Genomic DNA, 23161 nt, shown 5'->3' with positions numbered 1-23161 from the left:
CCGCGGTGGACCTGTCAAGCGGCCGAGCCGTGGGGCGTCCGCGCCCGGGGGCATACGATCTCACAGACCGGGAGAAGGGAGGTCGAGCATGGGCGTGCTACAACGCTTCGAACGGCGCCTGGGCGGCCTCGTCGAGGGTGCGTTCGCCAAGGTGTTCAAGGGCGGGGTCGAGCCCGTGGAGATCGCCAGCGCGCTGGCCCGGGAGACCGACGACCGGCGGGCGGTCAGTTCCAACCGCGTGCTGGTGCCCAACGAGTTCGCGGTGGAGCTCGCCAGCGGCGACTTCGCCCGGCTCTCCCCGTATGACCGGGCGCTGTGCGACGAGCTGGCCGAGATGGTCCGCGAGCATGCGGCCGAGCAGCGGTACACCTTCGTCGGCCCGGTGTCCGTCCGGATGTCCGAGGCGGCCGACCTCGACGTCGGCGTCTTCCGGATCCGCAGCAGCGTGGCGGCGGCGGACCCGGGTGTCGTCAGCGGGCGCCGCGGCCGTCCGCGCCCGAGTGCGCCCGGCACCCCCCATCTACTGATCACGACGAAGGCCCCGGGCGGGACGGGTGGCGGCGGGGAGCGGGAGTACCCCCTGGACGCCGAGACCACCGTCATCGGGCGCAGCGTCGAGTGCGACATCCGTCTGAACGACACCGGGGTGTCCCGGCGGCACGGGGAGATCCGCCGGCTGCCGGACGGGCAGTTCCTCTACGTCGACGCCGGCTCGACGAACGGCAGCCTCGTCAACGGCCGCGCGGCCACCCAGGTCAAGCTCGTCAGCGGGGACCGGATCGAGCTCGGCACCGCGACCATCGTGTTCCGCCGTGCGGACGGCCGGGGCAGCGCCGCGGGCCGGTCGCCCTCCCGGGCCACCCCCCCGCCGGAGCGGGTCGGGCATCGGACGACGGCCCCGCCGGACCGGCGCCCCACGCCCCCGCCGGACGACCCGTACCGGCGTGGCACGACCCCGCGCGGCGGACGGCCGGAGCCGTACGAGGAGCGGGAGCCGCGTGGCGGCCAGCCCTACCCGGCGGATCCCTACCGGGAGCGCCCCGCCCGGGCGGGCAGCGACCCCGGCTACCACGGGCGCGGGCACGACCAGGGCTCGGATGTCGGCCGGGCCCGTGACCAGGCTCGTCCGGCCCGCCGCGATCCCGGCCCCCGGGACCCGGGCCGCGACGCCGGGCCCGAGCACGCGGTACCGGAACGCGGCGGGCGCGACCCGTATCGCCGCGATCCGCGGGACCGCCGCGACGACGTTCCCCACCGGTCGGACCCCTACCGGGAGGATGCCGCCGACCGCTACCGCGAGCCGGCCCGGCCCGCCCGCGGCGCGGCGGGGCCCGACAGCGGCCTCGAACCGCTGGACGACGTGTACGACGCGCAGACGTACCTGCCGGGCCAGCTCGACCCGCCGGCGGGCGGCGACGGTGGGCGCGGACGGTCGCGGTCGGATCGGGGCTGGTAGCGGCCGATGGATCCGACCGAGCCCAGCGAACTCGTCCTGCTGATCGTCAAGATCGGTTTTCTCGCCCTGCTGTGGGGATTCGTCCTGGTCGCCGTGCGCGCCGTCCGGCTGGACATGTTCGGCCCGACGAAGCGCCAACAGCGGCGCGAGCCACCCCCGATGGCGCGGCCGACACCCCCCCGGACCCCAGCCCAACCGGCACGCAAGCCACAGTCTCCGAGCAAACTCGTGGTGACCAAGGGGCACTTGGCAGGCACAACGATTCCCCTAGGATCGTCGCCTGTCACCATCGGACGGGCACAGGACTCGACTCTGGTCCTCGAGGATGACTTCGCATCAGGGCGGCATGCGAGACTCGTGCCCCACGACGGACAGTGGTTCGTCGAGGACCTCGGCTCGACCAATGGCACATTCCTCAACCGTTCGAAGGTGACCAGTCCCATGCCGGTACCTCTCGGCGCGCCGGTCAGGATCGGGAAGACGGTCCTGGAGCTCCACCGGTGAGCCTCAGGCTTCACTTCGCCGTTCGCTCGGATGTCGGGCACGTACGGGAAGGAAACGAAGACTCCGCCTACGCCGGGCAGCGCCTGCTGGCGGTGGCCGACGGCATGGGCGGGCACGCCGCGGGCGAGGTCGCCAGCTCCATGGTGATCTCCCGGCTGGCCGACCTCGACGACGACATCGACAGCGACGACCTCGTGACGGAGCTGAACGAGGCCGTCCGCGACGCCAACCGTCAGTTGCGCGAGATGTCGCTGGAGAACAGTGCGCTGGACGGCATGGGCACCACGGTGACCGCGGTGCTCTCCTCCGGAGACATGCTCGGGGTCCTGCATGTCGGGGATTCGCGGGCCTACCTGCTGCGCGAGGGCATCCTCAGCCAGGTCACCCACGACCACACGCTGGTACAGGACCTCGTCGACCAGGGCCGGATCACCCCCGAGCAGGCGAACACGCACCCCCAGCGCTCCCTGCTGATGCGTGCGCTCGACGGCCGCGAGGTCGAGCCCGACCTGTCGGTGCGCCAGGCCCGAGACGGGGACCGCTACCTGCTGTGCACCGACGGTCTGTCGGGGGTGGTCAGCGAGGAGACGATCCTGGAAACGCTGCTGCTGCCCACCCCGCAGGAGGCGGTGGACCAGCTCGTCGACCTGGCGCTCAAGGGCGGTGGTCCGGACAACATCACGGTCGTCGTCGCCGACATCTCCGAGGACCGCGGGGAGGGCCGGCCCTACCCGCTGGTCGCCGGTGCCGCGGCGGAGAAGCGGGTGGTGCCCGGGGCCGCGTCCGCGCGCAGCGGGCCCGACCCGCGCTACCCGGACACCGAGTCCGCGGCGGCCAAGGCGGCCCGGATCGGCCGGTCGGGCTTCCACCGCCGGGACCGCCAGGAGCAGGCCAGCGACCGCGGCGACGGCGAGAGCGACGACGCGGACGGGGACGGGGTCGGCCGACGCCGCTCGGGTCGGCGGATCCTGTTCGTCTCCACCGTCGTGTTCGTCCTCGTCGTCGCGGGCGCCGCGGCGGGGTGGACCTACGTGCGTGGCCAGTACTACGTCGGCGTCGACGAGCACGGGCGGGTGGCCCTGTTCCAGGGGGTGAAGGGCAGCATCGCCGGCGTCCATCTCTCGTCGAAGGTCTCGCCCGGCGGCCGGCTGCTGTCCGAGGTCTCCCCGGCCGACCAGGACGATGTGCGCCGCGGCATCCCGGCCAACAGCCGGGACGAGGGGAAGCAGATCATCGCCCGGCTGCACACGCCGACCCCGACGCGGTCGACGGTCACCGCGACCCCCAGTCCGTCCCCGACCAACCGTCCCAAGTCCCCGTCGCTGAACCCCGCCGGGCTGGTGCCTGCGGCGTGCCAGGTCGCGAGCCCCGCCGGCGTCGTCCCAGGCTGCCCGAGCACGCCCGTACCCACCACGTCACCGTGACCCCAGGCCAGCGATGACCCGCCCGCCGATACCCCTTCCTCCGCTGCGCAGGCCGAGGTCGGCGGACCTCACCGCGACATTCGCCGGCCTGCCGCTGCCGCAGGGCACCGACCTTCCGCCGTACCGGCGCCGCGAGCTCGGCCTGCTGGTCTTCGCCGGAGTGCTGGCGACCAGCGCGCTGGCCGCACTGACGTTCGCCGACATCGGGGAGCTCTCGCTCGGCATCTTCTCGATCGGCCTGGGCTTCTTCTGCCTGTGGGCGCTCGCGCACCTGGCGGTCCGCCGGTTCGCGCCGGCCGCCGACCCGGTGCTGCTGCCGGTCGTCGTCGCCCTCAACGGCCTCGGCCTGGTCATGATCTACCGACTGGACCTGGCCAAGAGCCAGGCGGCCAAGCAGGCCGGCACCCACATCCCGCCCAGCGCCGCGCAGGTGCAGCTCGTCTGGACACTGCTGGCGGTCATCGTCTTCGTCCTGGTGCTGGCGGTGGTGCGCGACCACCGCAAGCTCGCCCGCTACGCCTACACGGCCGGGCTGGTCGGCATCGTCGGCCTGCTGCTGCCCATCGTGCCGGGTATCGGCACCTCCATCAACGGCGCCCGGCTCTGGCTGCGCGTCGGGCCGTTCTCGTTCCAGCCGAGCGAGGTCTCGAAGATCATCATCTTGATCTTCTTCGCCGGCTACCTGGTGAACAAGCGGGACGTCCTGTCCGTGGCGTCGCGCTCGGTGCTCGGCGTGAAGCTGCCGCGCGCCCGCGACCTCGGCCCGGTCCTGGTGGCGTGGCTGGCGAGCCTGGGCATCCTGGTCGTGCAGAACGACCTCGGCTCCTCACTGCTGTTCTTCGGGATGTTCATGGTCGTGCTCTACGTGGCCACCGAGCGGGCGTCGTGGTTCCTGGTCGGGTTCGTGCTGTTCATGATCGGCGCCGTGCTCGCGCACAGCATGTTCAGCCACGTCCAGGTCCGCGTCGACGGCTGGTTGCACGCCTTCGACGGGGACAACCCGTCGAGCACCTCCTACCAGCTCGTGCAGGGCCTGTACGGGTTCGCGGCCGGCGGACTCACCGGCACCGGCCTCGGCGAGGGCCATCCGCAGAAGGTGCCCTTCGCCAACACCGACTTCATCATGGCCAGCCTCGGCGAGGAGCTGGGCCTCACCGGGGTGATGGCGATCCTGACGCTGTACGCGCTGATCGTGCTGCGCGGCATGCGCGCGGCCCTCGGCGCGAAGGACGCCTTCGGCAAGCTGCTGGCCACCGGGCTGTCGTTCACCCTGGCGCTCCAGGTGTTCGTGCAGGTCGGCGGGGTGATGCGACTCATCCCACTGACCGGGCTCACCCTGCCGTTCGTCTCCTATGGTGGGTCGTCCATCGTGGCCAACGCCGCGATCATCGCGTTGCTGTTGCGGGTCAGTGACAGCGCGCGCCGCGCGCCCGAGCCGGCGTCGGACGCCCCGCTGTTCGATCCGGGCGCGGTCGCCGACAGCCCCACCCAGGTGGTGAAGACGACATGAACCGCCCGGTGCGCAAGGTCGCCATCGCCTGCCTGGTCCTGTTCGCCGCGCTGCTGGTGAACGCGAACTGGCTGCAGGTCGGCGAGGCGAGCGACCTCAAGACCCAGCCGACCAACGGCCGCCAGATCACCGAACGGCTCGAACGCGAGCGCGGGGCGATCCTGGCCGGCGACGTGGAGATCGCCCGGTCGACTCCGTCGAACGACCAGTACAAGTTCCAGCGGCAGTACCCGGCCGGAACGCTCTACTCCGACATCACGGGCTACTACACGCTGTTCACCGCCGCCGGGCTGGAGCGCTCCCAGGACGTGTTCCTCTCCGGCGACGACGACCGGCTGCTGGCCAGCCGGGTGACCGGGCTGTTCACCAACAAGCAGCGCCGCGGCGGCACCGTGGTCACCACGATCCTGCCCGCGGTCCAGCAGGCCGCCGCGCAGGCGCTGGGCGGCCGCAAGGGCGCCGTGGTGGCGCTGGACCCGTCCACCGGCGCCATCCTGGCGATGGTGACCAGCCCGTCCTACGACCCGAGCCCACTGGCCAGCCACACCGAGAAGACGGCGACGGGCGCCTACGGGGCGCTCTCCGGCGACCCGGCCCAGCCGCTGCTGAACCGGGCGACGCAGCAGACCTATCCGCCGGGTTCGACGTTCAAGCTCATCACCGCCGCGGCGGCGCTGTCGCACGACCGCCACCCCGACGACCGCATCCCGGCGCCCGACGAGCTCGCGTTGCCGCTGAGCACGGTGCGGCTGCCGAACTTCGGCGGCGAGCGGTGCGGCGACGGTGAGACCGACACCCTCATCCACGCGCTGACGATCTCCTGCAACACCGCCTTCGCGCAGCTCGGCATCGATCTCGGCGCCGAGACGCTGCGCCAGCAGGCCGAGGCGTTCGGCCTGAACTCGACCTTCCCCGACTTCCCGTTGCAGCAGGCCCGCAGCGTGTTCCCGGCCAAGCTCGACGCCGCGCAGACAGCGCAGTCGGCGATCGGCCAGTACAACGTCCGGGTCACGCCCCTACAGATGGCGGAGGTGGTCGCGGCGATCGCCAACGGTGGCACCGAGATGAAGCCCTACCTCGTCTCCGAGCTGCGCGGCCCGGACAAGAAGACGATCAGCCGGACCGATCCCAAGGAACTCGGCAAGCCGGTGAGCAGCGACGTCGCCGCCGAACTCACGACCATGATGGAGAGCGTGGTGACGTCGGGAACGGGCCGCAAGGCGCGCATCGACGGCGTCTCCGTCGCAGGGAAGACCGGAACCGCGGAGCACGGCACAGGCGAGGCGCCGCACGCCTGGTTCGTCGGGTTCGCCCCGTCGGACGCGCCCAAGGTGGCGGTCGCCGTCATCGTCGAGGACGGCGGGGGTGAGCTGAGCACCGGTGGTGCCATCGCCGCTCCCGTCGCGAAACAGGTCATGCAGGCCGCATTGGACACACCATGAACAACTCGCCGGGTAACCCCACCTCACCGTCGCAGCCGTTCGCGGGCGCCGCCTCGCCGAACACCGTCCTGGACAACCGCTACCGGCTCGACGGCCGGATCGCCGCGGGCGGCATGGGCGAGGTCTGGCGGGGCCTCGACCAGACCCTCGGCCGCCCCGTCGCGGTGAAACTGCTGCGCCCGGAGTACGCCAGCGACGAGTCGTTCCTGGTGCGCTTCCGCGGCGAGGCCCGCCACGCCGCCCGGCTGTCGCATCCCGGGGTCGCCTCGGTCTACGACTACGGCGAGGTCGCCACCGCGGACGACTACCCCACCGCCTACCTGGTGATGGAGCTGGTGGAGGGCGAGCCGCTGTCGGCCGCGCTGCACCGGGAGAAGCGGCTGTCGCCCGAGCGGATGCTGGACATCCTCGGCCAGGCCGCCGACGCGCTGCAGGCCGCCCACGCCCTCGGCGTCGTCCACCGCGACGTCAAGCCCGGCAACCTGCTGCTGCGCCCGGACGGCGCCGTCAAGGTCACCGACTTCGGCATCGCCCGCGCGGTGGACGCCGCCCCGCTGACCGCCACCGGCATCATGATGGGCACGGCGTACTACGTCTCACCCGAGCAGGCCTCAGGGCGGCCGGTAACGCCGGCCAGCGACGTCTACTCACTCGGCGTCGTCGCCTACGAGTGCCTCGCCGGCCGCCGGCCCTTCGACGACCGCAATCCGATCGTCGTGGTGATGGCCCACCAGCAGGACACCCCGCCCCCGCTACCCGCCGACGTCCCCTACCAGGTGCGAGCCCTGGTCGAGTCGGCCATGGCCAAGGACCCGGCGCGCCGGCCGAGTTCCGCGGGCGCGTTCGCCCGCTCCGCTGCGGGCATCCGGCGCAGCCTGTGGAGCTCGGACTCCGGTCGGTGGCCGGGCCCCGGCGACGTGGCGGATGCGACCGCGCGCCATCCCGGCCCGGGCACCGGCCTGCCCTCCTCGAGTCCCGGCAGCCGCCCGCACCGCCCCACCTCCCGCAACCGCCCGCCCTCCTGGGTCACTCCCCCGCCGCCGGCCACGGGGCGGACCAGCGGGCCTGGCCGGTCCGGCGCCGGGCCGGACCAGACCCAGGCGGTGCCCGGCGGTCCGGCCGGCCCCCCGCATGGCGCCGCCGAGCTGCCCGCGACGGCGATGCACAGCCCGTCGTTCGGTCCCGACACGGGGTACGCCGACTATCGGGGCGAGCAGGGCGGCTACGGCGCCGAGACCGCCTACAGGGAGCAGGGCTACCGGGCGGGCGACCGCGGCGACAGCCGCGACCCGGGCACGCTCTACCGACCGGGTCCCCCGTCGTGGTCCCGCCCACCGGGCGGGTCGGCAGGCCCCGGCGAGCCGGACGCGGCCCGGCCGGGCCGGGCGGCCCGGCGCCGAGCCGGTCCGGCGGCCCGGCGGCCGATGCCGCTACCGGTCCTGATCATCCTGCTGGTCCTGACGGTGGCCATCACCGCCTTCGTGACCAACAAGCTGTTCTCCAGCAAAGGCTCCGAATCGAACTCTGCGGCCACACCACCAGGTGTGGTGTATACAAACGCATTCGGTGATGAAATCGTCAGCGGCAACGCCGGGTCGGCGCTCTCCGACGCGGGAGGGGCGACGGCGGGGGAGTATTCGTGACCGACGCGACGGAGATGTACACGCCCGACGCGGCGCCGCAGCTCATCGGTGGCCGCTACGAGCTGGGCGCGGGCATCGGCTATGGCGGGATGGCCGAGGTCTTCCGCGGCCGCGACATCCGGCTCGGCCGCGAGGTCGCGATCAAGACGCTGCGCTCGGACCTCGCCCGCGACCCCACCTTCCTCGCCCGGTTCCGGCGCGAGGCGCAGTCCTCGGCCGCCCTGAACCATCCGGCGATCGTCTCGGTGTACGACACCGGCGAGGACGTCATCAACGGGACCCACATCCCGTACATCGTCATGGAGTTCATCGAGGGCCGGACGCTGCGCGACGCGCTGCAGGCCGAGGGCCGCTTCACCGAGCGCCGCGCCATGGAGATCACCTCCGACGTCTGCGCCGCGCTGGACTACAGCCACCGGATGGGGATCATCCACCGGGACATCAAGCCGGCGAACGTGATGCTGAGCCCGGACGGCTCGGTCAAGGTGATGGACTTCGGCATCGCCCGCGCCACCACCGCGACGTCCTCGACGATGACGGCGACGGCGGCCGTGATCGGCACCGCCCAGTACCTGTCCCCGGAGCAGGCCCGCGGCGCCCGCGTCGACGCCCGCAGCGACGTCTACACCACCGGGGTGCTGCTCTACGAGCTGCTCACCGGCTCCCCGCCGTTCCGCGGGGACAACCCGGTGGCAGTCGCCTACCAGCACGTCCGGGAGGATCCGGACCCGCCGTCCGCACACGACCGCGACATCTCCCCCGAGGCCGACGCGATCGTGCTGAAGGCGATGGAGAAGGACCCGGACGACCGCTACCTCACCGCGGGTGAGATGCGCGACGATCTGGAACGGGCGTTGGCGGGACGTCGGGTGCAGGCGATGATGGGAGGTGGTGGCGCCAGCGGTGCCGCCACCACCCTCGGCCCCGCGGCCACCGCCGGCACCGCGCTGCTCGGTCGGGGCGACCGGGCTGGTTACCCGACCCGGGACCGCTACCCCGACGACCGGTTCGGCGACGACGCGACCTCCTACCGCGACGATTCCTACGACGACGGCCGGTTCGGCACCGGTCCGTTCGACCGCTACGACCTCACCGGCGCCATCGACCGCCGGGCGGTGCCGGACCAGCAGCGGTCCCAGACGTTGAAGTACGTCCTCGCCGGCCTGAGCATCGTCGTCGTGTTCGTCGCGGTGGTCCTGCTCGCGACCACCTTCCTCGGCGGCGGCGACGGCAACCAGACGGCCAAGTCGTTCACCATGCCCAAGGATCTCGTCGGCCAGTCCGAGCAGTACGCCCGTGCCCGGCTCCAGAGCGCCGGCTACACCGGGAAGCCGACGATCGTCTCGGTGGACGCGCCGGAGATGGCCGGCCGGGTCACCAAGGTGGACCCGGACGGGGGCAAGCAGGTCGACGTCAACGCGGTGGTCACCCTGTCGATCGGCAAGGCCGCCGGCGACGTCGCGATCCCGGCCGACCTCGTCGGCAAGTCGCAGGCCACCGCGGAGGCGGAGCTGCGTGGGCTCGGCCTGGTGCCGAACTCGGTGCCCTACGCGAACGCGACGAGCCACAAGGTCGGCACGGTCGACAGCACCGACCCGCAGGTGGGCTCCGCCGTCAAGCCCGGCAGCACCGTCCTGCTGAACGTCGTCAGCGACAACGTCAACGTGCCCGACGTGCGCAACCGCTCCTATGAGAACGCCGTCGCCGAGCTCGGCCGCTTCGGCCTGAAGGCGACCCAGCAGTCGGTGGCGAACAACAACGTGGCCCCCGGCACCGTGGTCGACCAGCAGCCCTCCGGTGGGAACGTCCCCCGCGGGTCGACGGTCCAGCTCTCGACAGCCGCCCAGATCCAGACGACCCCGCCGCCGAGTCCCACCCAGACCCAGCCGACCGACCAGCAGCCGACCGAGCAGCCGGACACCGCCAGCCCGAGCCCCGCGGCCACCCAGACCCAGCCGAACCCGAACCCGACCCCGAGCCGCACAGGCCTGCTCGGCCTGTCCGCCGGCAACGGCGGGACGCCCAACCGCGGCGCGGGCGCCGCAGGCACCGGCGCCGGCGCGGGTGGCGGCGCGGCACAGAACGGGAACGGGTGAGCTCGATGACCGAACTCGCCCCGAACTCGCCGGAGGTGGCGTGCTGATGCGGATCCTGGTGGTCGACAACTACGACTCGTTCGTCTTCAACCTCGTCCAGTACCTCGGCCAGCTCGACACCGAGTGCGTGGTGCGCCGCAACGACGAGATCACGCCGGCGGAGCTCGGCGACCTCGGCGTCGACGGCGTGCTGCTGTCCCCGGGGCCGGGCACGCCCGAGGCGGCCGGAGTGAGCATCCCGATGGTGCGCGAGTGCGCCCGGCGCGGCACCCCCCTGCTCGGGGTGTGCCTGGGGCACCAGGCGATCGGCGTCGCGTTCGGGGCGACGGTCGACCGCGCGCCGGAGCTGCTGCACGGCAAGACCTCCCAGGTCCACCACGACCGCGTCGGCGTCCTCGCGGACCTGCCGTCGCCGTTCATCGCGACCCGCTACCACTCGCTGGCCGTGGAGGAGAGCACTCTGCCGGCCGAGATCGAGGTGACCGGCCGGACCGACAGCGGCGTGGTGATGTCGCTGCGCCACCGCGAGCTGCCACTCGAGGGCGTGCAGTTCCACCCCGAGTCGGTGCTGACCCAGGGCGGCCACCTGATCCTGGCCCGCTGGCTCGACCAGTGCGGCGACGGCGGCGCCGCGCGCCGGCTGGCACCCGAGCTGTCCGCCGAGGTCGAGACGCTGCGAGCGGCCGCCTTCGCCTGAGCCACCCGCCACATCGACTCGACCGCCATCCGCCCCCGTGACGGCGGCCGACTCAGCCTCGACGACTCCCTCAGTCCGCCCGGCCCGCCGGGTCGCCCGGGTGGGCGAAGGTCAGCGGCCCGTCGTATGCGGGCATCCCGACGTCCGCGACCTCGCCGATGCGGTAGCCCAGCCGGTAGGCGGCGACATACTGCTGGTAGATCGCGATCTGCGGGCTGTCGCGAAGCGCCGCGCGCAGGGCGGCGACGCCGCCGATCGCGGTGATCCGGAACGGCGGTGAGAAGACCTCGCCATGCAGTAGCAGCGTGTTGCCCACGCACCGGACGGCCGTCAGGGCGGTGACCCGCCGACCCATTATCGTCATCGCCTCTGCGCCGCCGGCCCACAGCGCGTTCACGACCGCCTGCACGTCCTGCTGGTGCACGACCAGATCGTCCGGCCCCGGAGCGGGGATCCCCGACGGATAGGGGCCGCGGCGACTCTCCCGCGGCGCGTCGTCGAGCTCCACGGTCAGCGCCGGCCCGTGCACCGGCGCCAGCCCGGCGGCCTCCGCCAGGCCCGCGACCGGCCCCTCGCCGGCTCCCGGCGACCCGCCCGACTCCGTGGCCGATCCGCGCGCCGCCGAACCGTCCGCGGCCAGCCCGCTCGCGGTCGGGTCGGTCGCGGCGACTGCCGCGGGCCGATGGGAGTCCTCGGCCACTGCGCGGCGCCGCGCCGCGACCCGCTCCGACTCGTTCCCCACAACCTCGGCGATACCGCCGGGCCCCAGGGCGGCCGCGGCCGGGGAGTCACGCAGGCTGGGCGGATCGGCGAACGGTCCGGCGCTGGCGGCGGCGCCGGCCAGCAGGCCGAGGCAGCACACCAGCCAGATCGCCGTCAGCCGCCGAGCCCGCCGTCCACCCGCCAGCACGCCGGCCAGCCGACCGAACCCAGGCGACCGGCCCGCACGGAACACCCGACCCGCGCTCGCCGTTCGACGCCCGCTGAACGCCCAACCCACCGTGGCGCCGGCCTCTCCGACGCGCCGGGCGGGCGGCGCGTCCGCATGTCGGCGGATCGCCGGTCGACGGCGTGCGGACACGCCATCACAGTCCCGGCCGGGCGATCCGTCCGCCGCGTCGGAGGTATCGCCTCTTGCCGCAGGCTACGCGGCCGGCGACACCCGCGATGCCACGTCGCGGTGATCGCCGGGCCCCGTCGCAGGTGAGAATCCCGCACGCCGGTACGCGGCCGGTGTGTTCACCGTCCCGCTGTCCACCCTGCTGGCCGCCGTCTAACCTGTTGCCCGCCGTCTAACCTGCTGCCCGCCGTCTAACCTGTTGCCCGCCGTTTACCTGCTGCCCGCCGTCTAACCTGTTGCCCAGTGCGGGACCGCCACCCGCCGAACCGGGAGGGCGGCGGCGGTCGCCGCTCGTCCACGCACGGCCAGCCGAGGAGTCCCGCAGTGCCCGAGTCACGACGTCGCAAGCCGAAGAAGCCGACGCCGAGCGTCAACGCCAGCCAGACCCGCCGCAGCAGGCCACCGTCCCCGCCCTGGTTCGGCGGGCTCATCCTGGCCTTCTTCCTCATCGGGATCGCCTACCTGCTCGTCTACTACTTCTCCAACGGCGGCGTGCTGGGAATGGAGGGGTTGGGCGGCTGGAACATCCTCATTGGGTTCGGCTTTGTCGTCGTCGGCCTCGCCGTGTCGACCCAGTGGCGCTAGCCGGATATCTGTCGAGCCGGCGGTCGTTCCGGCCGGTGCCCCGGACGCGCCCGGCCGGACTTCCAGCGGTGTCATTTATCCACAACCGTTGTCCACAAGTGTGGATATCAACCCCCTCGCGCCACTGACGAAAAGCGACCTCATGCATACCGATCGTCAGCTCATCGCCGGAACATCCCCGTTCGAGGCGACCATCGGGTTCTCCCGGGCTGTCCGGGTCGGTGACCGGGTGTTCGTCAGTGGTACGGGCCCCGTCTGGCCGGACGGAACGGTGGCCGCGGACGCGCAGGCGCAGGCCCGGCGCTGCTTCGAGCTCATCGGCGCCGCGCTGGCGCAGGCCGGGGCGAGCCTGCACGACGTCACCCGCACCCGCATGTTCCTCACCGGTACGCAGCACGCCGCGGCGGTGGGCACGGTCCACCGGGAGCTGTTCGCGGCGACCCGTCCGGCCGCCACCATGGTTGTGGTCGCCGGCCCGCTCGACCGGCGTTGGGTCGTCGAGGTGGAAGCCGAGGCGATAATCGGGATTGGGTAGGGCGCCGGTTGTGTCAGCGAGCGAGGACCGCGGCGCGCAGCCGGGACACGGTGCTCTCGGCGTCGTCGGCACCGATGATCAGCCGGCGGAACTCCCCGCCCGGCCGGACCTCGACGACGACCGCCGGCCGCCCCCGGTAGACGGCGGCGAAGGCCTTGCCGTCCCGGGAGCGCCACGTGCCGAGCGCGATCACACGCGGGATTCCGGTTCCCGGCAGCCGCCAGCCGCAGAGCTCGGTGAACGGTTCCGGTGCCGGGCGGACGTCGAGGATTTCGTCGAGGGACACAGAGACATCGCCGCGTAGCGCGCCGAGCCGCTCCAACCCGCTCATGACGACCTCGACCCGCTTGTCCCTGACCTCCAGGCTTGCCACGCCCCCACGTTAGTGCCACAACCGCCGTCGACGCCGCGAATACGGCCGAGACCCAGGTGGCCGAGACCCAGGTGGCCGAGACTCAGGTGGCCGAGACTCAGGTGGAGGGGGACGGACGGGCGTACGCCTCGGCGTCCTCGGCCCGGATCACGTACATCACGGCGTTGATCAAGGCGAGGTGGGTGAACGCCTGCGGGAAGTTCCCGAGGTGGCGGCCGCTGTTCGGATCGATCTCCTCCGCGTAGAGGTCCAGCGGGCTGGCCAGGCTCAGCAACCGCTCGCAGAGCTGGCGGGCCCGGGTCAGCTCACCGATCTCGACCAGCGCCGACACCAGCCAGAACGAACAGATCAGGAAGGCGCCCTCCCCCCCGGCGACGCCGTCGTCGGTCTCCTCGGTGCGGTAGCGCAGCACCAGGCCGTCCTCGGTCAGCTCGTCGGCGATCGCGAGCACGGTCGCCTTCACGCGTTCGTCCGATGCGGGCAGGAAGCCCAGCAGCGGGATCAGCAGCAGCGAGGCGTCCAGTGCCTTCGACCCGTAGTACTGGGTGAACACGCCGCGGTGGTCGACGCCCTTGTCGCAGACCTCCGCGTGAATCTCCTCGGCGATCGCCTTCCACCGCATGGCCGTCTTCGCGTCGCCGCGCATCTGCGCGAGCCGGCGGCCGCGGTCCAGCGCCACCCAGCACATCATCTTCGACACGGTGAAGTGCTGTAGCGCCCCGCGGACCTCCCACATCCCGCAGTCCGGCTCGTGCCAGTGGGCGGCGGCGGCCTCAACGAGGCGCACGAGCACCGGCCACAGCCGCTCGGACAGGTAGTCGCGCGACTTGGTGTGCAGGTAGACCGAGTCCAGCACGACACCCCACACGTCGTGCTGGCGTTGCAGCGCGGCGGCGTTGCCGACCCGGACCGGCGAGGCCCCCTCGTAGCCGGAAAGGTGACCGAGGATCTCCTCGTCGATTCTCGGCTCACCGCCGACCCGGTACATCACCTGGATGTCCTCATCGTGCTCCGCGACGTCGGCGATGAACGAGAAGAAGTCGTTGGCCTCGTAGTCCAGACCCAGGGTGTACAGGCCCCACAGCGCGAAGGTGGAGTCCCGCAGCCAGCTGTACCGGTAGTCCCAGTTCCGCTCGCCGCGTGGCGTCTCCGGCAGCGAGGTGGTGGCCGCGGCCAGCAGTGCCCCGGTCGGCGCGTAGGTCAGCCCCTTCAGCGCCAGGGCGCTGCGCTGCAGGTGGCGCCGCCAGGGATGGTCGGGGAACATCCCGCGCGAGAGCCACTGCCGCCAGAACTCGGTCGTGCGGTCCACCGCGCCGCAGGCCTGCAGGTAGGTGTCCGGCAGCAGCGGCTCCTCGGGGCGCCAGGTCAGGGCGACGAACGCCGTGTCGCCCTCCCGCAGGGAGGTGCGGGCCAGGGCACGCCGACCGTCGAAGCCGAGCCGGAGGTCGGTCCGCAGCCGCAGCGTGATGTTGCTGCCGGCGTTGGCGATCACCCCCGAGGAGTAGTCGTCCTCCTCGTACTCCCAGGACTCCGCCTGACGGCCGTAGTCGAAGTTCGGCTCGCAGACGAGGCTGAGGTCGACCGTGCCGTGCTCGCAGCGGGCGAGGCGCAGCAGCACGTGGTCGGCGTCCCAGTCGCTGGGGGTCCGCCGGTGGGTGTTGGAGCGCTTGTGGGTGCGGTGCCAGCGGCCGACGACCAGGCAGTCGGTGACGATGAGCCAGCCGTTCGGCGTCTGCCAGGTCGTCTCCAGGATGTTCGTCCCGGGCAGGTAGCGGCGCCCGGCCGGGATCTGCGTGCGGTCGGGCCCGAACCGGAAGCCGCCCGCCGAGCGGTCCAGCACCGAGCCGAAGATGCTGGGCGCGTCCGGCCGCGGCACGCACATCCACTCGACGTTCCCGCTGGGCGCCACGAGGCACGCCGTCTCGCAGTCGGACAGGAATCCATACTCGGCGATCGGCGGGAACGGGCTGCTCCCGCTGCGTCGCACCGGTGAATGTGCCACCCGAACCCCCTGATCACGACCTGCCACGGCATCTCTCACGCCATCGCCACCTCACCGAGATCAATACAATGAGTGTTGATGAGATAGCGAATAGTAGCCGCTACTCAGCATGGTGCAAGCACCTCGGCCACCCGGCAACTCGGCGCCGATCTCCACAGCCCGCGCCGACCGCGGCCGCCCGGGCGGGATGTGGTTGCGTGGTGGCGTGACCACGCAGCCCACCGGGTCCGGGGAACCGCCCGGCGCCGACCGTCCGCCGACGTCCGCCGCCTGGTCACCGCCGCTGTGGCGGGTCGGGCTCTACGCCCTCGCCGGCACGGCGGCGGCGCTGGTGGCCGCCGTCGGTCCGCTGGCGCAACGGGTCGGCTCGCTCGACGCCGCCGGCCGGCTGCTCGTCGGGGTGCTCGCCGCCGGTCTGTGGGTGCTGACGCTGCGCGACCTGCTCGCCCGGCCGACCCTGCGGGTCTCCCCCGCCGGGCTCGACCTCGTCGACGGCCTGCGCCGCCGGCACCTGCCGTGGGCGGCGGTGCTCCGGGTGCGCGCCGGCACCCTCACCCACAATCGGCGCGCGGTGCACCTGCGCACCCTCGAGGTGGAGACGATCGACGGCCCGATCCTGCTCACCCGCCGCCAGCTCGGCACCGATCCCGGCCCGGTCGCCGAGTGCATCGAGGAGATCCGGCTCCGGCTGGGCTGACCGCCGCGGCCGAGGCGGGCTGTGCGAGGCGGGCTGTGCGAGGCGGGCTAGACCAGCGTCGAGGACTTGACGGCCGCCGCGACGAACAGCAGCGCGATCATCCCGACGACGCCGCCCGCCTGCACCCACACCCGCCGCGGGGGGACGTAGGCGTAGATCAGGCCGACGATCAGGCCGGCCGCGAGCCCGCCGAGGTGGCCCCACTTGTCGATGCTGCTGAACGAGAAGGTGATGAGCAGGTTGATCCCGAGCACGATGAGGATCTGCCGCGAATCGACCCGCAACCGGCGGGCGATGACGTAGTAGGCCGCGAAGAAGGCGAAGATCGCGGTGGATGCGCCGACCGAGGCAGTGAACAGGCCGCCGAGCAGGTAACTCAGTGTGTTCCCGCCGACCGCACCGGCCACGAACAGGCCCAGGTAGCGGGCCCGGCCGAGGATCGCCTCGAGCTGGAAGCCCAGCAGGTACAGCGCGTACATGTTGAACAGGATGTGCAGCACGCCCGCGTGCAGGAAGGCCGCGGTGAGCAGCCGGTAGTACTGGTCGTCCGCCGCGATCCGGAAGCCAATCATCGCGAAGTCGTCGGTGAACCGGTTGCTGCTGTCGCCGCCGGCGAGCCCCGGCGCCCCCTGGAGGATGTACGCGACCACGCACAGCCCGATGAGGATCTGGGTGACCAGCCCCTGCCGGGCGAGCTGCGCCCGGCCGCCGAGGGTTGTGCGCGGCTCGCGCTCACGCGGGGCGACCCGCCCGCCCTGCGGGCGGCCCTCCTCCGGGCAGTGGAATCCGACCGCCGCGGGCCGCATGCAGTCGGGACAGATCGGCCGGCCGCAGCGCTGGCAGGAGACGTAGGTCTCCCGATCGGGATGGCGGTAGCAGTGCGGAATCGACGACGCCTGCGGCCCTGGCACTGGCGGGGGACCTGGCAGGTGCGAGGAACCTGGTGCGGGCGAGCCGGGCGGCGGGGTCCAGCCCGGGTGGCCGGCCGGCGGTCCGATGGCGGGCCGCCAACCCGCCCCGGCCGAGCCGGAGCCCGCGTCGCCCCCGGCTCCGCCCGGCTCCGGCGGCGGCTGGGTCATCGCCCGACCCCGTGAGCGCGGCCGGGTCGCACCCGCCGTGCCGGGCGCGGCCGGCCGGCCGGCGGCACGTCCGGTGCTCTCATGGTCGAACTCCCCCGGGGTCGGGTCCGGCCGGACCGGTCAGGCCGGCCGACGGTCGATGACGATCTCCTGGATCACGATGTCGGACTTCGGGCGGTCCTGAGCGGCGGTCGGCGCCTTGGCGATCGCGTCGACGACGTCGGTGCCCCGGGTGACCTCACCGAAGATCGTGTGCTTGCGGTTGAGCCAGTCGGTGGGCGCGACGGTGACGAAGAACTGCGAGCCGTTCGTGCCCGGCCCGGCGTTCGCCATCGCGAGCAGGTAGGGCTTGCTGAACGTCAGATCGGGGTGGAACTCGTCGGCGAACTGGTAGCCCGGGCCCCCGCGGCCGGAGCCCAGCGGGTCCCCACCCTGGATCATGAAGTTCGGGATGACTCGGTGGAAGATCGTGCCGCTGTACAGCGGGGTTCCGGTCTTCTTGGCGCCGCTCGCCGGGTCCGTCCACTCCTGCGTCCCGGTCGCCAGCCCGACGAAGTTGCGGACGGTCTTGGGAGCGTGATCGGGGAACAGACGGATCTCGATATCCCCCTGAGTCGTCCGCAGCGTCGCGTACAGCTCCTCGGCCATGAGCCTCTCTTCTCTTCAGGTCTGGGTCGATGTCCGGTCAGACGGCGCCCGAGCCGGACCCGATCGTATGCGCCGGACGCAGCCGACGTTCCGCACCGCCCGCATCGGCATGCACCGCGTGACGGGCCTCTGCACAGCCCAGGCATGTCACGCAGGTCGGCGTGACACGCCTGCGGGGGGCCGGCGCGTTGGAGAGGGCCGCCAACGGGGTACGGCACACTGCACAGATCTTGACCGCCCGCGACCCCCCGCCACGATCTCGGCTCCAGGGAAGGACGCCATGAGCACGACCTTTAAGGACCGTATTTCGCACGTCACCGACGCCGCGCCGGTCAGCGGGCTCTCCGATGCGGCGAAGCACGCTGCCGACCGGGCCGGCACGGTCGCCCACCGCGCGGCGAGCATCGCCGGGGAGACCGCCGGCACCGCCGCGTCGGCCACCCGGGACGCCGGGGTGACCGTGGCCCACCGGATCTCCGACGTCTCCGGCTCCGCGACCCGCGGCGGGACGGCCGTCCCGCGCGCCGCGGGCAAGGCGGCCGGCAAGGCCGCGGGGAAGGCCGTCGCCGTCTCCGGGCGGGCCGGCCGGCGGATCGAGAAGGCCCGGTCCCAGGCCGAACTGTCCGCCGAGCGGGCCCGCGCCGCCGCCGAGCTGCGCTCGGAGCGGCAGCGTTCGCGCAAGGCCGTGGCCAACGAGGCGAAGGCCCGCGTCCAGGCCGACAAGGCCCAGGAAATCCTGGAGAAGCGGCTGGCCAAGGCCGAGGGCAAGCTCGCCAGGGTGCACCGCCGGCGCCGCCGCAGCCTGGTGACACTCGCCCTGGCCGGAGCCGGTGCGGCGGGCGCCGTCGCGGTGCGCCGTTACCTGGCCCAGCAGGACAGCCCGACGGTCACCGCGGAGCCGGCGCCGATCGGCAGCACGACCGGCTCGGCCGCGGCCACCGATCGGGCGAGCGGCCGCGACGCCTTCGACGACCGCCTGTCGAGCTCGACGAACAGCCTCGAGGAGATGCCGGGCGTGGACACGACGTTCGGCGAGCCCAGCCGGCCCCGCTGAGGCACGCGGCGGCGGCATCCGGCCGGCGGGCGTAGCGCCCGCCACACGCCGGTTCCGCCGCCGGTGTCCGCCCCGGTCACCGGCCCGACCGTGGTGTCCGTCCGGCGGGGCGGGCGCGGGCGAGGCGGCGCGACCAGTCAACGGCGCGGCGCGGCGACCGGATCGCCGATGCGGTACGCGCCCGGGGCGCCCACCGGCACGGCCGGGCGGGCCGGCGGGCGGGGATCGACCCGCCGGTAGGGCTGACCCATCGTCGGACGGGGGTCCGCTTCCCCCTTGTTCGGCCAGAACGACATGGCCCGTTCGGCCTGCGCGGTGATCGTCAGCGATGGGTTCGCCCCGAGATTCGCCGAGATCGCCGCGCCGTCGACCACGTGCAGGCCCTCGTACCCGAAGACCCGCTGGTAGGGATCGATCACCCCGCTGGACGGGTCCGCGCCGATCGGCGCGCCGCCGAGGATGTGCGCGGTCATCGGGATGTCGGCGATCTCGCCGACGGAGCCGCCGGGGTAGCCGCCGATCCGGGCCGCGATCCGGCGGACGGCGTCGTTACCCGCCGGGATCCACGACGGGTTCGGATCGCCGTGGCCCTGCCGGCTCGTCAGCCAACGTAGGCCGAACGGGCCGCGCCGCAGGGACACCGTCAGCGAGTTGTCGCGCGACTGCATGACCAGAGCGATCATGGTCCGTTCGGACCAGCGCCAGGGCAGCCCCATGGCCAGCGCGTGGTGCGGGCGCACCAGCAGCTCCCGCAGGTACTTCAGCCAGCGCGGCACCCGGCCCCCACCATCCGTCATCGCCGCGCTGATCAGGGCCATCAGGTTGCTGCCCCGGCCGTAGCGGACCGGTTCGACGTGGGTCTGCCCGTCCGGGTAGAACGACGACGTGATCGCCACTCCGCGGGCGACCCGGCGGTCCGGGCGGAACCGCGTCGCGCCGAGGATGGACTCGGAGTTCGTCCGGGTGAGCTCGCCGAGCCGGGGCGACAGGGCGGGCAGATCGCCGCGCTCGCGCGCCGAGAGCAGCAGACGTTGGGTCCCCAGGGTGCCGGCGGCGAGCACGACCTGCCCCGCGGTCAACGTGCGCCGCCCGCGCCGGGGCACCCCCGGCGTCCGGACCGTGTCGACCTCGTACCCGCCGCCGGACCGCGGGCGGATGGCGGTGACCGTGGTGTCGGGCAGGACCTGCGCGCCGGCCCGCTCGGCGAGGAACAGGTAGTTGCGGTCCAGCGTGTTCTTCGCCCCGCGGCGGCAGCCGGTCATGCACTCGCCGCATTCGACGCAGCCCGTTCGGCCGGGCCCGACCCCGCCGAAGTAGGGGTCGGGCACCCGGACTCCCGGCTCCTGCCGGCCGTCGCGGCCGAAGAAGACCCCGACCCGTGCCGGCGCGAAACTCGGACCGACGCCCATCTCGTCCGCGACCGCGTGGAACACCTCGTCGGCGTAGGTCGTCGTCGGGTTCGCGGTCACCCCGAGCATCCGCTCGGCCTGCTCGAAGAACGGGGCCAGCTCGGCGCGCCAGTCGGTGATGCCGCGCCACTGCGGGTCGGCGTAGAAGTCGTCGAGCGGCCGGTACAGGGTGTTCGCGTAGACGACCGAACCGCCGCCGACCGCCGTCCCGGACAGCACGATCACCCGACCCAGCCAGGTGATCTTCTGGATGCCGTGGCACCCCAGCCTCGGCAGCCACAGGAACCGGCGGATGTGCCAGTTGTTGCGCGGCAGCGTCCGCGGGCTGAACCGGCGACCCGCCTCGACGACGAGGACCCGGTAGCCCTTTTCCACGAGACGCAACGCGCTGACGCTGCCACCGAAGCCACTGCCGACCACGATCACATCCGCGTCGAGGCCACCCGCGTCGAGATCATCGCCGGATCCGCGTTCCGCCATGCTTGTCACCTGCCGCCGTCGACGCCGGCCTCCCATGATGACCCACCGACCGGCCCGTGCAACACCGCTCGACGCGCACAGCCCGCCGCGACCGGACCGGATCCGGTCAGGCCGCGCCGTCCGCTGCCTGCTGTCGTTCCCGCAGCCGGGCCTCACGTGCCGCCTGAGCGGCTCGCTCGATCGCCTCGAGGGGAGGCCGCGGGATCTCCACCGGCGGTGCCTCGGTCTTCGCGGCCGCGGAGCGTTTCGGCTCGGCCGCCGCCGCCGGCCGGCCGGCGCCGCGACCGGCCCCGCCCGTGCGGTTGAACCGGCCCTTGGGGGAAGGGGCTGACGGCGACTTCAACTGGTCGGCCCGGCGCTCCCGGCAGGAGCGGCACTCGCAGTCGGTCGAGGCCCGCGGCAGCCGGTCAAGGCGCCAGGACAGGTTGTCGATCTCGTCGCCGTCCCCGACCAGCACCCCGGTCTGGATGATGTGGACGAGGTGCAGGGCCAGCGTGACCGGATCCCAGTTGTCCTCGTCGAAGATGATCTGCAACTTACCGAAGATCTCCAGGAAGTCGGAGGTCGGGCGGCGCATCGCGTTCGCCAGCACGTTGATCACCTGGGTCGCGGCGAGAGTCATCGGCGCGGGCGGCGGCGGGGGCAGCGGAACCGTGGGCGCCGGGGCCTCGCCCGACGTGGCCTCGTCCGCCGCATCCTCGTGCGTGGCCTCTTCGTGCGCGGCCTCTGGCCCACCCTCGTCCGCGGTCGCTTCGTCCACCGCGGGCTGCGCGGCGGGCGCCTGGTGCGCCGTGGCCTGATCCGTAGGCTCCGCAGCGGCGGGCTCGGCGAAGATCAGGTCGGTGACGGCGGTAGCGGTGGGCGCGGTGGCAGTGGGCGCGGTGGCAGTGGGCGCGGTCGGGTGCGGCGGCGCAGCCGCGTCCACGGTGGCCGGCTCCTCCGGCACGGCGGGAGCGTCCGTCGGCTGGTGCGGATAGTCCTCGCGATGCCAGTCCTCGGGACGCTGATGGGGCTCGGGACGCTGATGGGGCTCGGGACGCTGGGCGGCGTCGGAGACGAAGGGGCCACGATCGCGCGAGGGCACGAGGTCGACGACGAATCCGCCGGCCCGGTCCTGCGCCTCGCTGCCCACGGTCGCCATCTCGCGCTCGCGGGTGCGGCGCCGGGCGGCGCCCTTCGGGTGGGCGCCGGCACGGCTGCGGCGCCCGCGGCGGCGGCCCGACTCGCGCGAGGATTCCTGGGTGCCGGCGGCCCCGGCGCGCGTCTCGCCGGTGGACTCGACGGGCGGCTCGACCAGGCGGACGAGACCGGCCCGGACCATGGAGTCGGGGATGCTCAGGGCGAACCGGGTCGTCCGGCCCGCGGCCGGCCGCGCGACGGTGGTCAGCCATCCCTGCCGGCGCAGCAGGGATACCTGCCGCTGGACGTGGGTCCGGCTGTAGCCGGTCTCCTCCCGCAGGGTGATCAGCCCGGGGCCGCTCACCGCCGCACCGGCGGGGAGGAACTCCGGCGCCTCGGCGATGTGGCACGCCAGGGTGCACGCGACGAGTTTCGCCGCGGAGGGCATGGATGCGCGCAACACGGCCCGCTGCCATCCGCTGCGGTCCGCGATCAGGGTTCCCGGCTCCTGCACCGCCTGAACCGAAACCAGAGCACCGGGGATGGTGAGCTGGATCGTGTCCGGCGGCACAAGCCTCCTTCCCTCGGCTGGGTCACTCGATGCTGGCGGACTGCCCGGACCCGATGTGGTCACGGCCGGCTGTCCGGGGATCAGCCCCACCGGAACGGGCTCGGTGGGGCGAGAGCGGGTCGACGTCTGTTCAGGCACCGTACTCCGCACCGGGTCAAGCGGCTCCTGTGGAGGGCCACCACGGTCACATGAAGAGGACATGACTCCATCACCGCCGTTGGGTAGTCGTGGTGTGACGGAAACATCAAACATCGCCCGACTGCTGCCAAGCAAAAAGATGGCGACGCGGCCACGAAAGGGCCACACCGAGGCATCCGAATAGCGAGTCCGAGCGGCCGAAAAATTCAGCGAATCAAGCCGCCGATGACAACCGGTCATCGATTTGATCGGTTTCTTTCGGCCGCGGTGCCGGCTTTCCGGCGGGGTAGCAGAGGTGTCCGCGGGCACGAGGCCCCCGGCGCCATGCCCGCGCCCCGCGACACACCCGGCTCAGGTTCACCACGCCGCCTGAGGGCCGCCCGGCCGCGCCTCGCGCCGGCCGCCCGGCCCGGTCCGCCCGCCGACCACCGCGCGTCGGGCGCGCAGACGACCGGATCTGGCCCGGGCGCGGCGTCCGACGCCGAATCAGCCCCTCTCATCGGCCATCCCGGCCTGCCGGGGCGACCATTCACCAGCGGCCCTTCCGGCCGCGATCCCGGCGCCGCCACGAGCCGGACG

General features: G+C 73.0%; 19 protein-coding genes. 12 read left to right on the top strand and 7 right to left on the bottom strand.

What is annotated here, in order from left to right:
- The first annotated feature begins 88 nt into the window (after window positions 1-88).
- Genes AC5R91_RS20535 through AC5R91_RS20500 form a run of 8 tightly spaced genes read left to right on the top strand, consistent with a single transcriptional unit; the run spans window position 89 to window position 10772 of the window.
- Window positions 89-1456 (top strand): FHA domain-containing protein, encoded by a 1368-nt coding sequence (locus AC5R91_RS20535; RefSeq protein WP_495392950.1) that lies wholly within the window; start codon window positions 89-91, stop codon window positions 1454-1456.
- A 6-nt stretch (window positions 1457-1462) separates the two neighbouring features.
- Window positions 1463-1960 carry an FHA domain-containing protein FhaB/FipA gene (locus tag AC5R91_RS20530; protein WP_495392949.1) on the top strand — a complete coding sequence of 166 codons (498 nt, stop codon included), beginning with the start codon at window positions 1463-1465 and terminating at the stop codon, window positions 1958-1960.
- Complete coding sequence (locus AC5R91_RS20525; protein ID WP_495392948.1) at window positions 1957-3384, top strand: Stp1/IreP family PP2C-type Ser/Thr phosphatase; 1428 nt, start codon at window positions 1957-1959, stop codon at window positions 3382-3384. The genes AC5R91_RS20530 and AC5R91_RS20525 overlap by 4 nt, the downstream gene beginning before the upstream one ends.
- 13 nt (window positions 3385-3397) lie before the next feature.
- Complete coding sequence (locus AC5R91_RS20520) at window positions 3398-4894, top strand: FtsW/RodA/SpoVE family cell cycle protein (RefSeq protein ID WP_495392947.1); 1497 nt, start codon at window positions 3398-3400, stop codon at window positions 4892-4894.
- The gene (locus AC5R91_RS20515; protein ID WP_495392946.1) at window positions 4891-6336 is read left to right on the top strand and encodes a peptidoglycan D,D-transpeptidase FtsI family protein; all 1446 of its coding nucleotides are present in this window, start codon (window positions 4891-4893) and stop codon (window positions 6334-6336) included. The genes AC5R91_RS20520 and AC5R91_RS20515 overlap by 4 nt, the downstream gene beginning before the upstream one ends.
- Window positions 6333-7979 carry a serine/threonine-protein kinase gene (locus AC5R91_RS20510; protein WP_495392945.1) on the top strand — a complete coding sequence of 549 codons (1647 nt, stop codon included), beginning with the start codon at window positions 6333-6335 and terminating at the stop codon, window positions 7977-7979. Before AC5R91_RS20515 ends, AC5R91_RS20510 begins: the two co-directional genes overlap by 4 nt.
- Window positions 7976-10075, top strand: coding sequence for a Stk1 family PASTA domain-containing Ser/Thr kinase (pknB, locus tag AC5R91_RS20505; RefSeq protein ID WP_495392944.1), 2100 nt, complete (start codon window positions 7976-7978; stop codon window positions 10073-10075). Before AC5R91_RS20510 ends, pknB begins: the two co-directional genes overlap by 4 nt.
- A gap of 46 nt (window positions 10076-10121) precedes the next feature.
- A complete protein-coding gene (locus tag AC5R91_RS20500) occupies window positions 10122-10772 on the top strand; it encodes an aminodeoxychorismate/anthranilate synthase component II (RefSeq protein WP_044886101.1) in 651 nt (216 codons plus the stop codon).
- A gap of 70 nt (window positions 10773-10842) precedes the next feature.
- On the opposite strand, the gene AC5R91_RS20495 is transcribed toward AC5R91_RS20500, so the two are convergent.
- Window positions 10843-11727, bottom strand: coding sequence for a DUF881 domain-containing protein (locus AC5R91_RS20495; protein ID WP_495392943.1), 885 nt, complete (start codon window positions 11725-11727; stop codon window positions 10843-10845).
- Window positions 11728-12216: 489 nt separating this feature from the next.
- On the opposite strand from AC5R91_RS20495, the gene AC5R91_RS20490 reads away from it, so the two are divergent.
- Window positions 12217-12477 carry a cell division protein CrgA gene (locus AC5R91_RS20490; protein ID WP_041939973.1) on the top strand — a complete coding sequence of 87 codons (261 nt, stop codon included), beginning with the start codon at window positions 12217-12219 and terminating at the stop codon, window positions 12475-12477.
- 142 nt (window positions 12478-12619) lie between these two features.
- The gene (locus AC5R91_RS20485; RefSeq protein WP_495392942.1) at window positions 12620-13012 is read left to right on the top strand and encodes a RidA family protein; all 393 of its coding nucleotides are present in this window, start codon (window positions 12620-12622) and stop codon (window positions 13010-13012) included.
- Window positions 13013-13025: 13 nt separating this feature from the next.
- Here AC5R91_RS20485 and AC5R91_RS20480 read toward each other — a convergent pair whose 3' ends face one another.
- Window positions 13026-13385 (bottom strand): hypothetical protein, encoded by a 360-nt coding sequence (locus AC5R91_RS20480; RefSeq protein WP_495392941.1) that lies wholly within the window; start codon window positions 13383-13385, stop codon window positions 13026-13028.
- Window positions 13386-13482: 97 nt separating this feature from the next.
- Window positions 13483-15387, bottom strand: a complete 1905-nt coding sequence (locus AC5R91_RS20475; RefSeq protein WP_495392940.1) for a glycoside hydrolase family 15 protein — start codon at window positions 15385-15387, stop codon at window positions 13483-13485.
- Between the two features lie 205 nt (window positions 15388-15592).
- On the opposite strand from AC5R91_RS20475, the gene AC5R91_RS20470 reads away from it, so the two are divergent.
- Window positions 15593-16084 (top strand): PH domain-containing protein, encoded by a 492-nt coding sequence (locus AC5R91_RS20470; protein WP_495392939.1) that lies wholly within the window; start codon window positions 15593-15595, stop codon window positions 16082-16084.
- A gap of 47 nt (window positions 16085-16131) precedes the next feature.
- On the opposite strand, the gene AC5R91_RS20465 is transcribed toward AC5R91_RS20470, so the two are convergent.
- Window positions 16132-16995 carry a rhomboid family intramembrane serine protease gene (locus AC5R91_RS20465; RefSeq protein ID WP_495392938.1) on the bottom strand — a complete coding sequence of 288 codons (864 nt, stop codon included), beginning with the start codon at window positions 16993-16995 and terminating at the stop codon, window positions 16132-16134.
- Between the two features lie 288 nt (window positions 16996-17283).
- Entirely contained in the window at window positions 17284-17811 is a 528-nt protein-coding gene (locus AC5R91_RS20460) for a peptidylprolyl isomerase (protein WP_495392937.1), read from the bottom strand.
- Between the two features lie 280 nt (window positions 17812-18091).
- Here AC5R91_RS20460 and AC5R91_RS20455 point away from each other — a divergent pair, with 280 nt between their 5' ends.
- Window positions 18092-18865 carry a hypothetical protein gene (locus tag AC5R91_RS20455; protein WP_495392936.1) on the top strand — a complete coding sequence of 258 codons (774 nt, stop codon included), beginning with the start codon at window positions 18092-18094 and terminating at the stop codon, window positions 18863-18865.
- 137 nt (window positions 18866-19002) lie between these two features.
- Here the strand turns inward: AC5R91_RS20455 and AC5R91_RS20450 are convergent, their stop codons facing one another.
- Entirely contained in the window at window positions 19003-20754 is a 1752-nt protein-coding gene (locus tag AC5R91_RS20450; protein WP_495392935.1) for an FAD-dependent oxidoreductase, read from the bottom strand.
- A 106-nt stretch (window positions 20755-20860) separates the two neighbouring features.
- Window positions 20861-22444 (bottom strand): hypothetical protein, encoded by a 1584-nt coding sequence (locus AC5R91_RS20445; RefSeq protein WP_495392934.1) that lies wholly within the window; start codon window positions 22442-22444, stop codon window positions 20861-20863.
- Between the last annotated feature and the right edge of the window lie 717 nt (window positions 22445-23161).

It is taken from the genome of Frankia sp. BMG5.60, from assembly GCF_059428125.1.
This window is presented reverse-complemented; position numbering and strand designations above follow the sequence as displayed.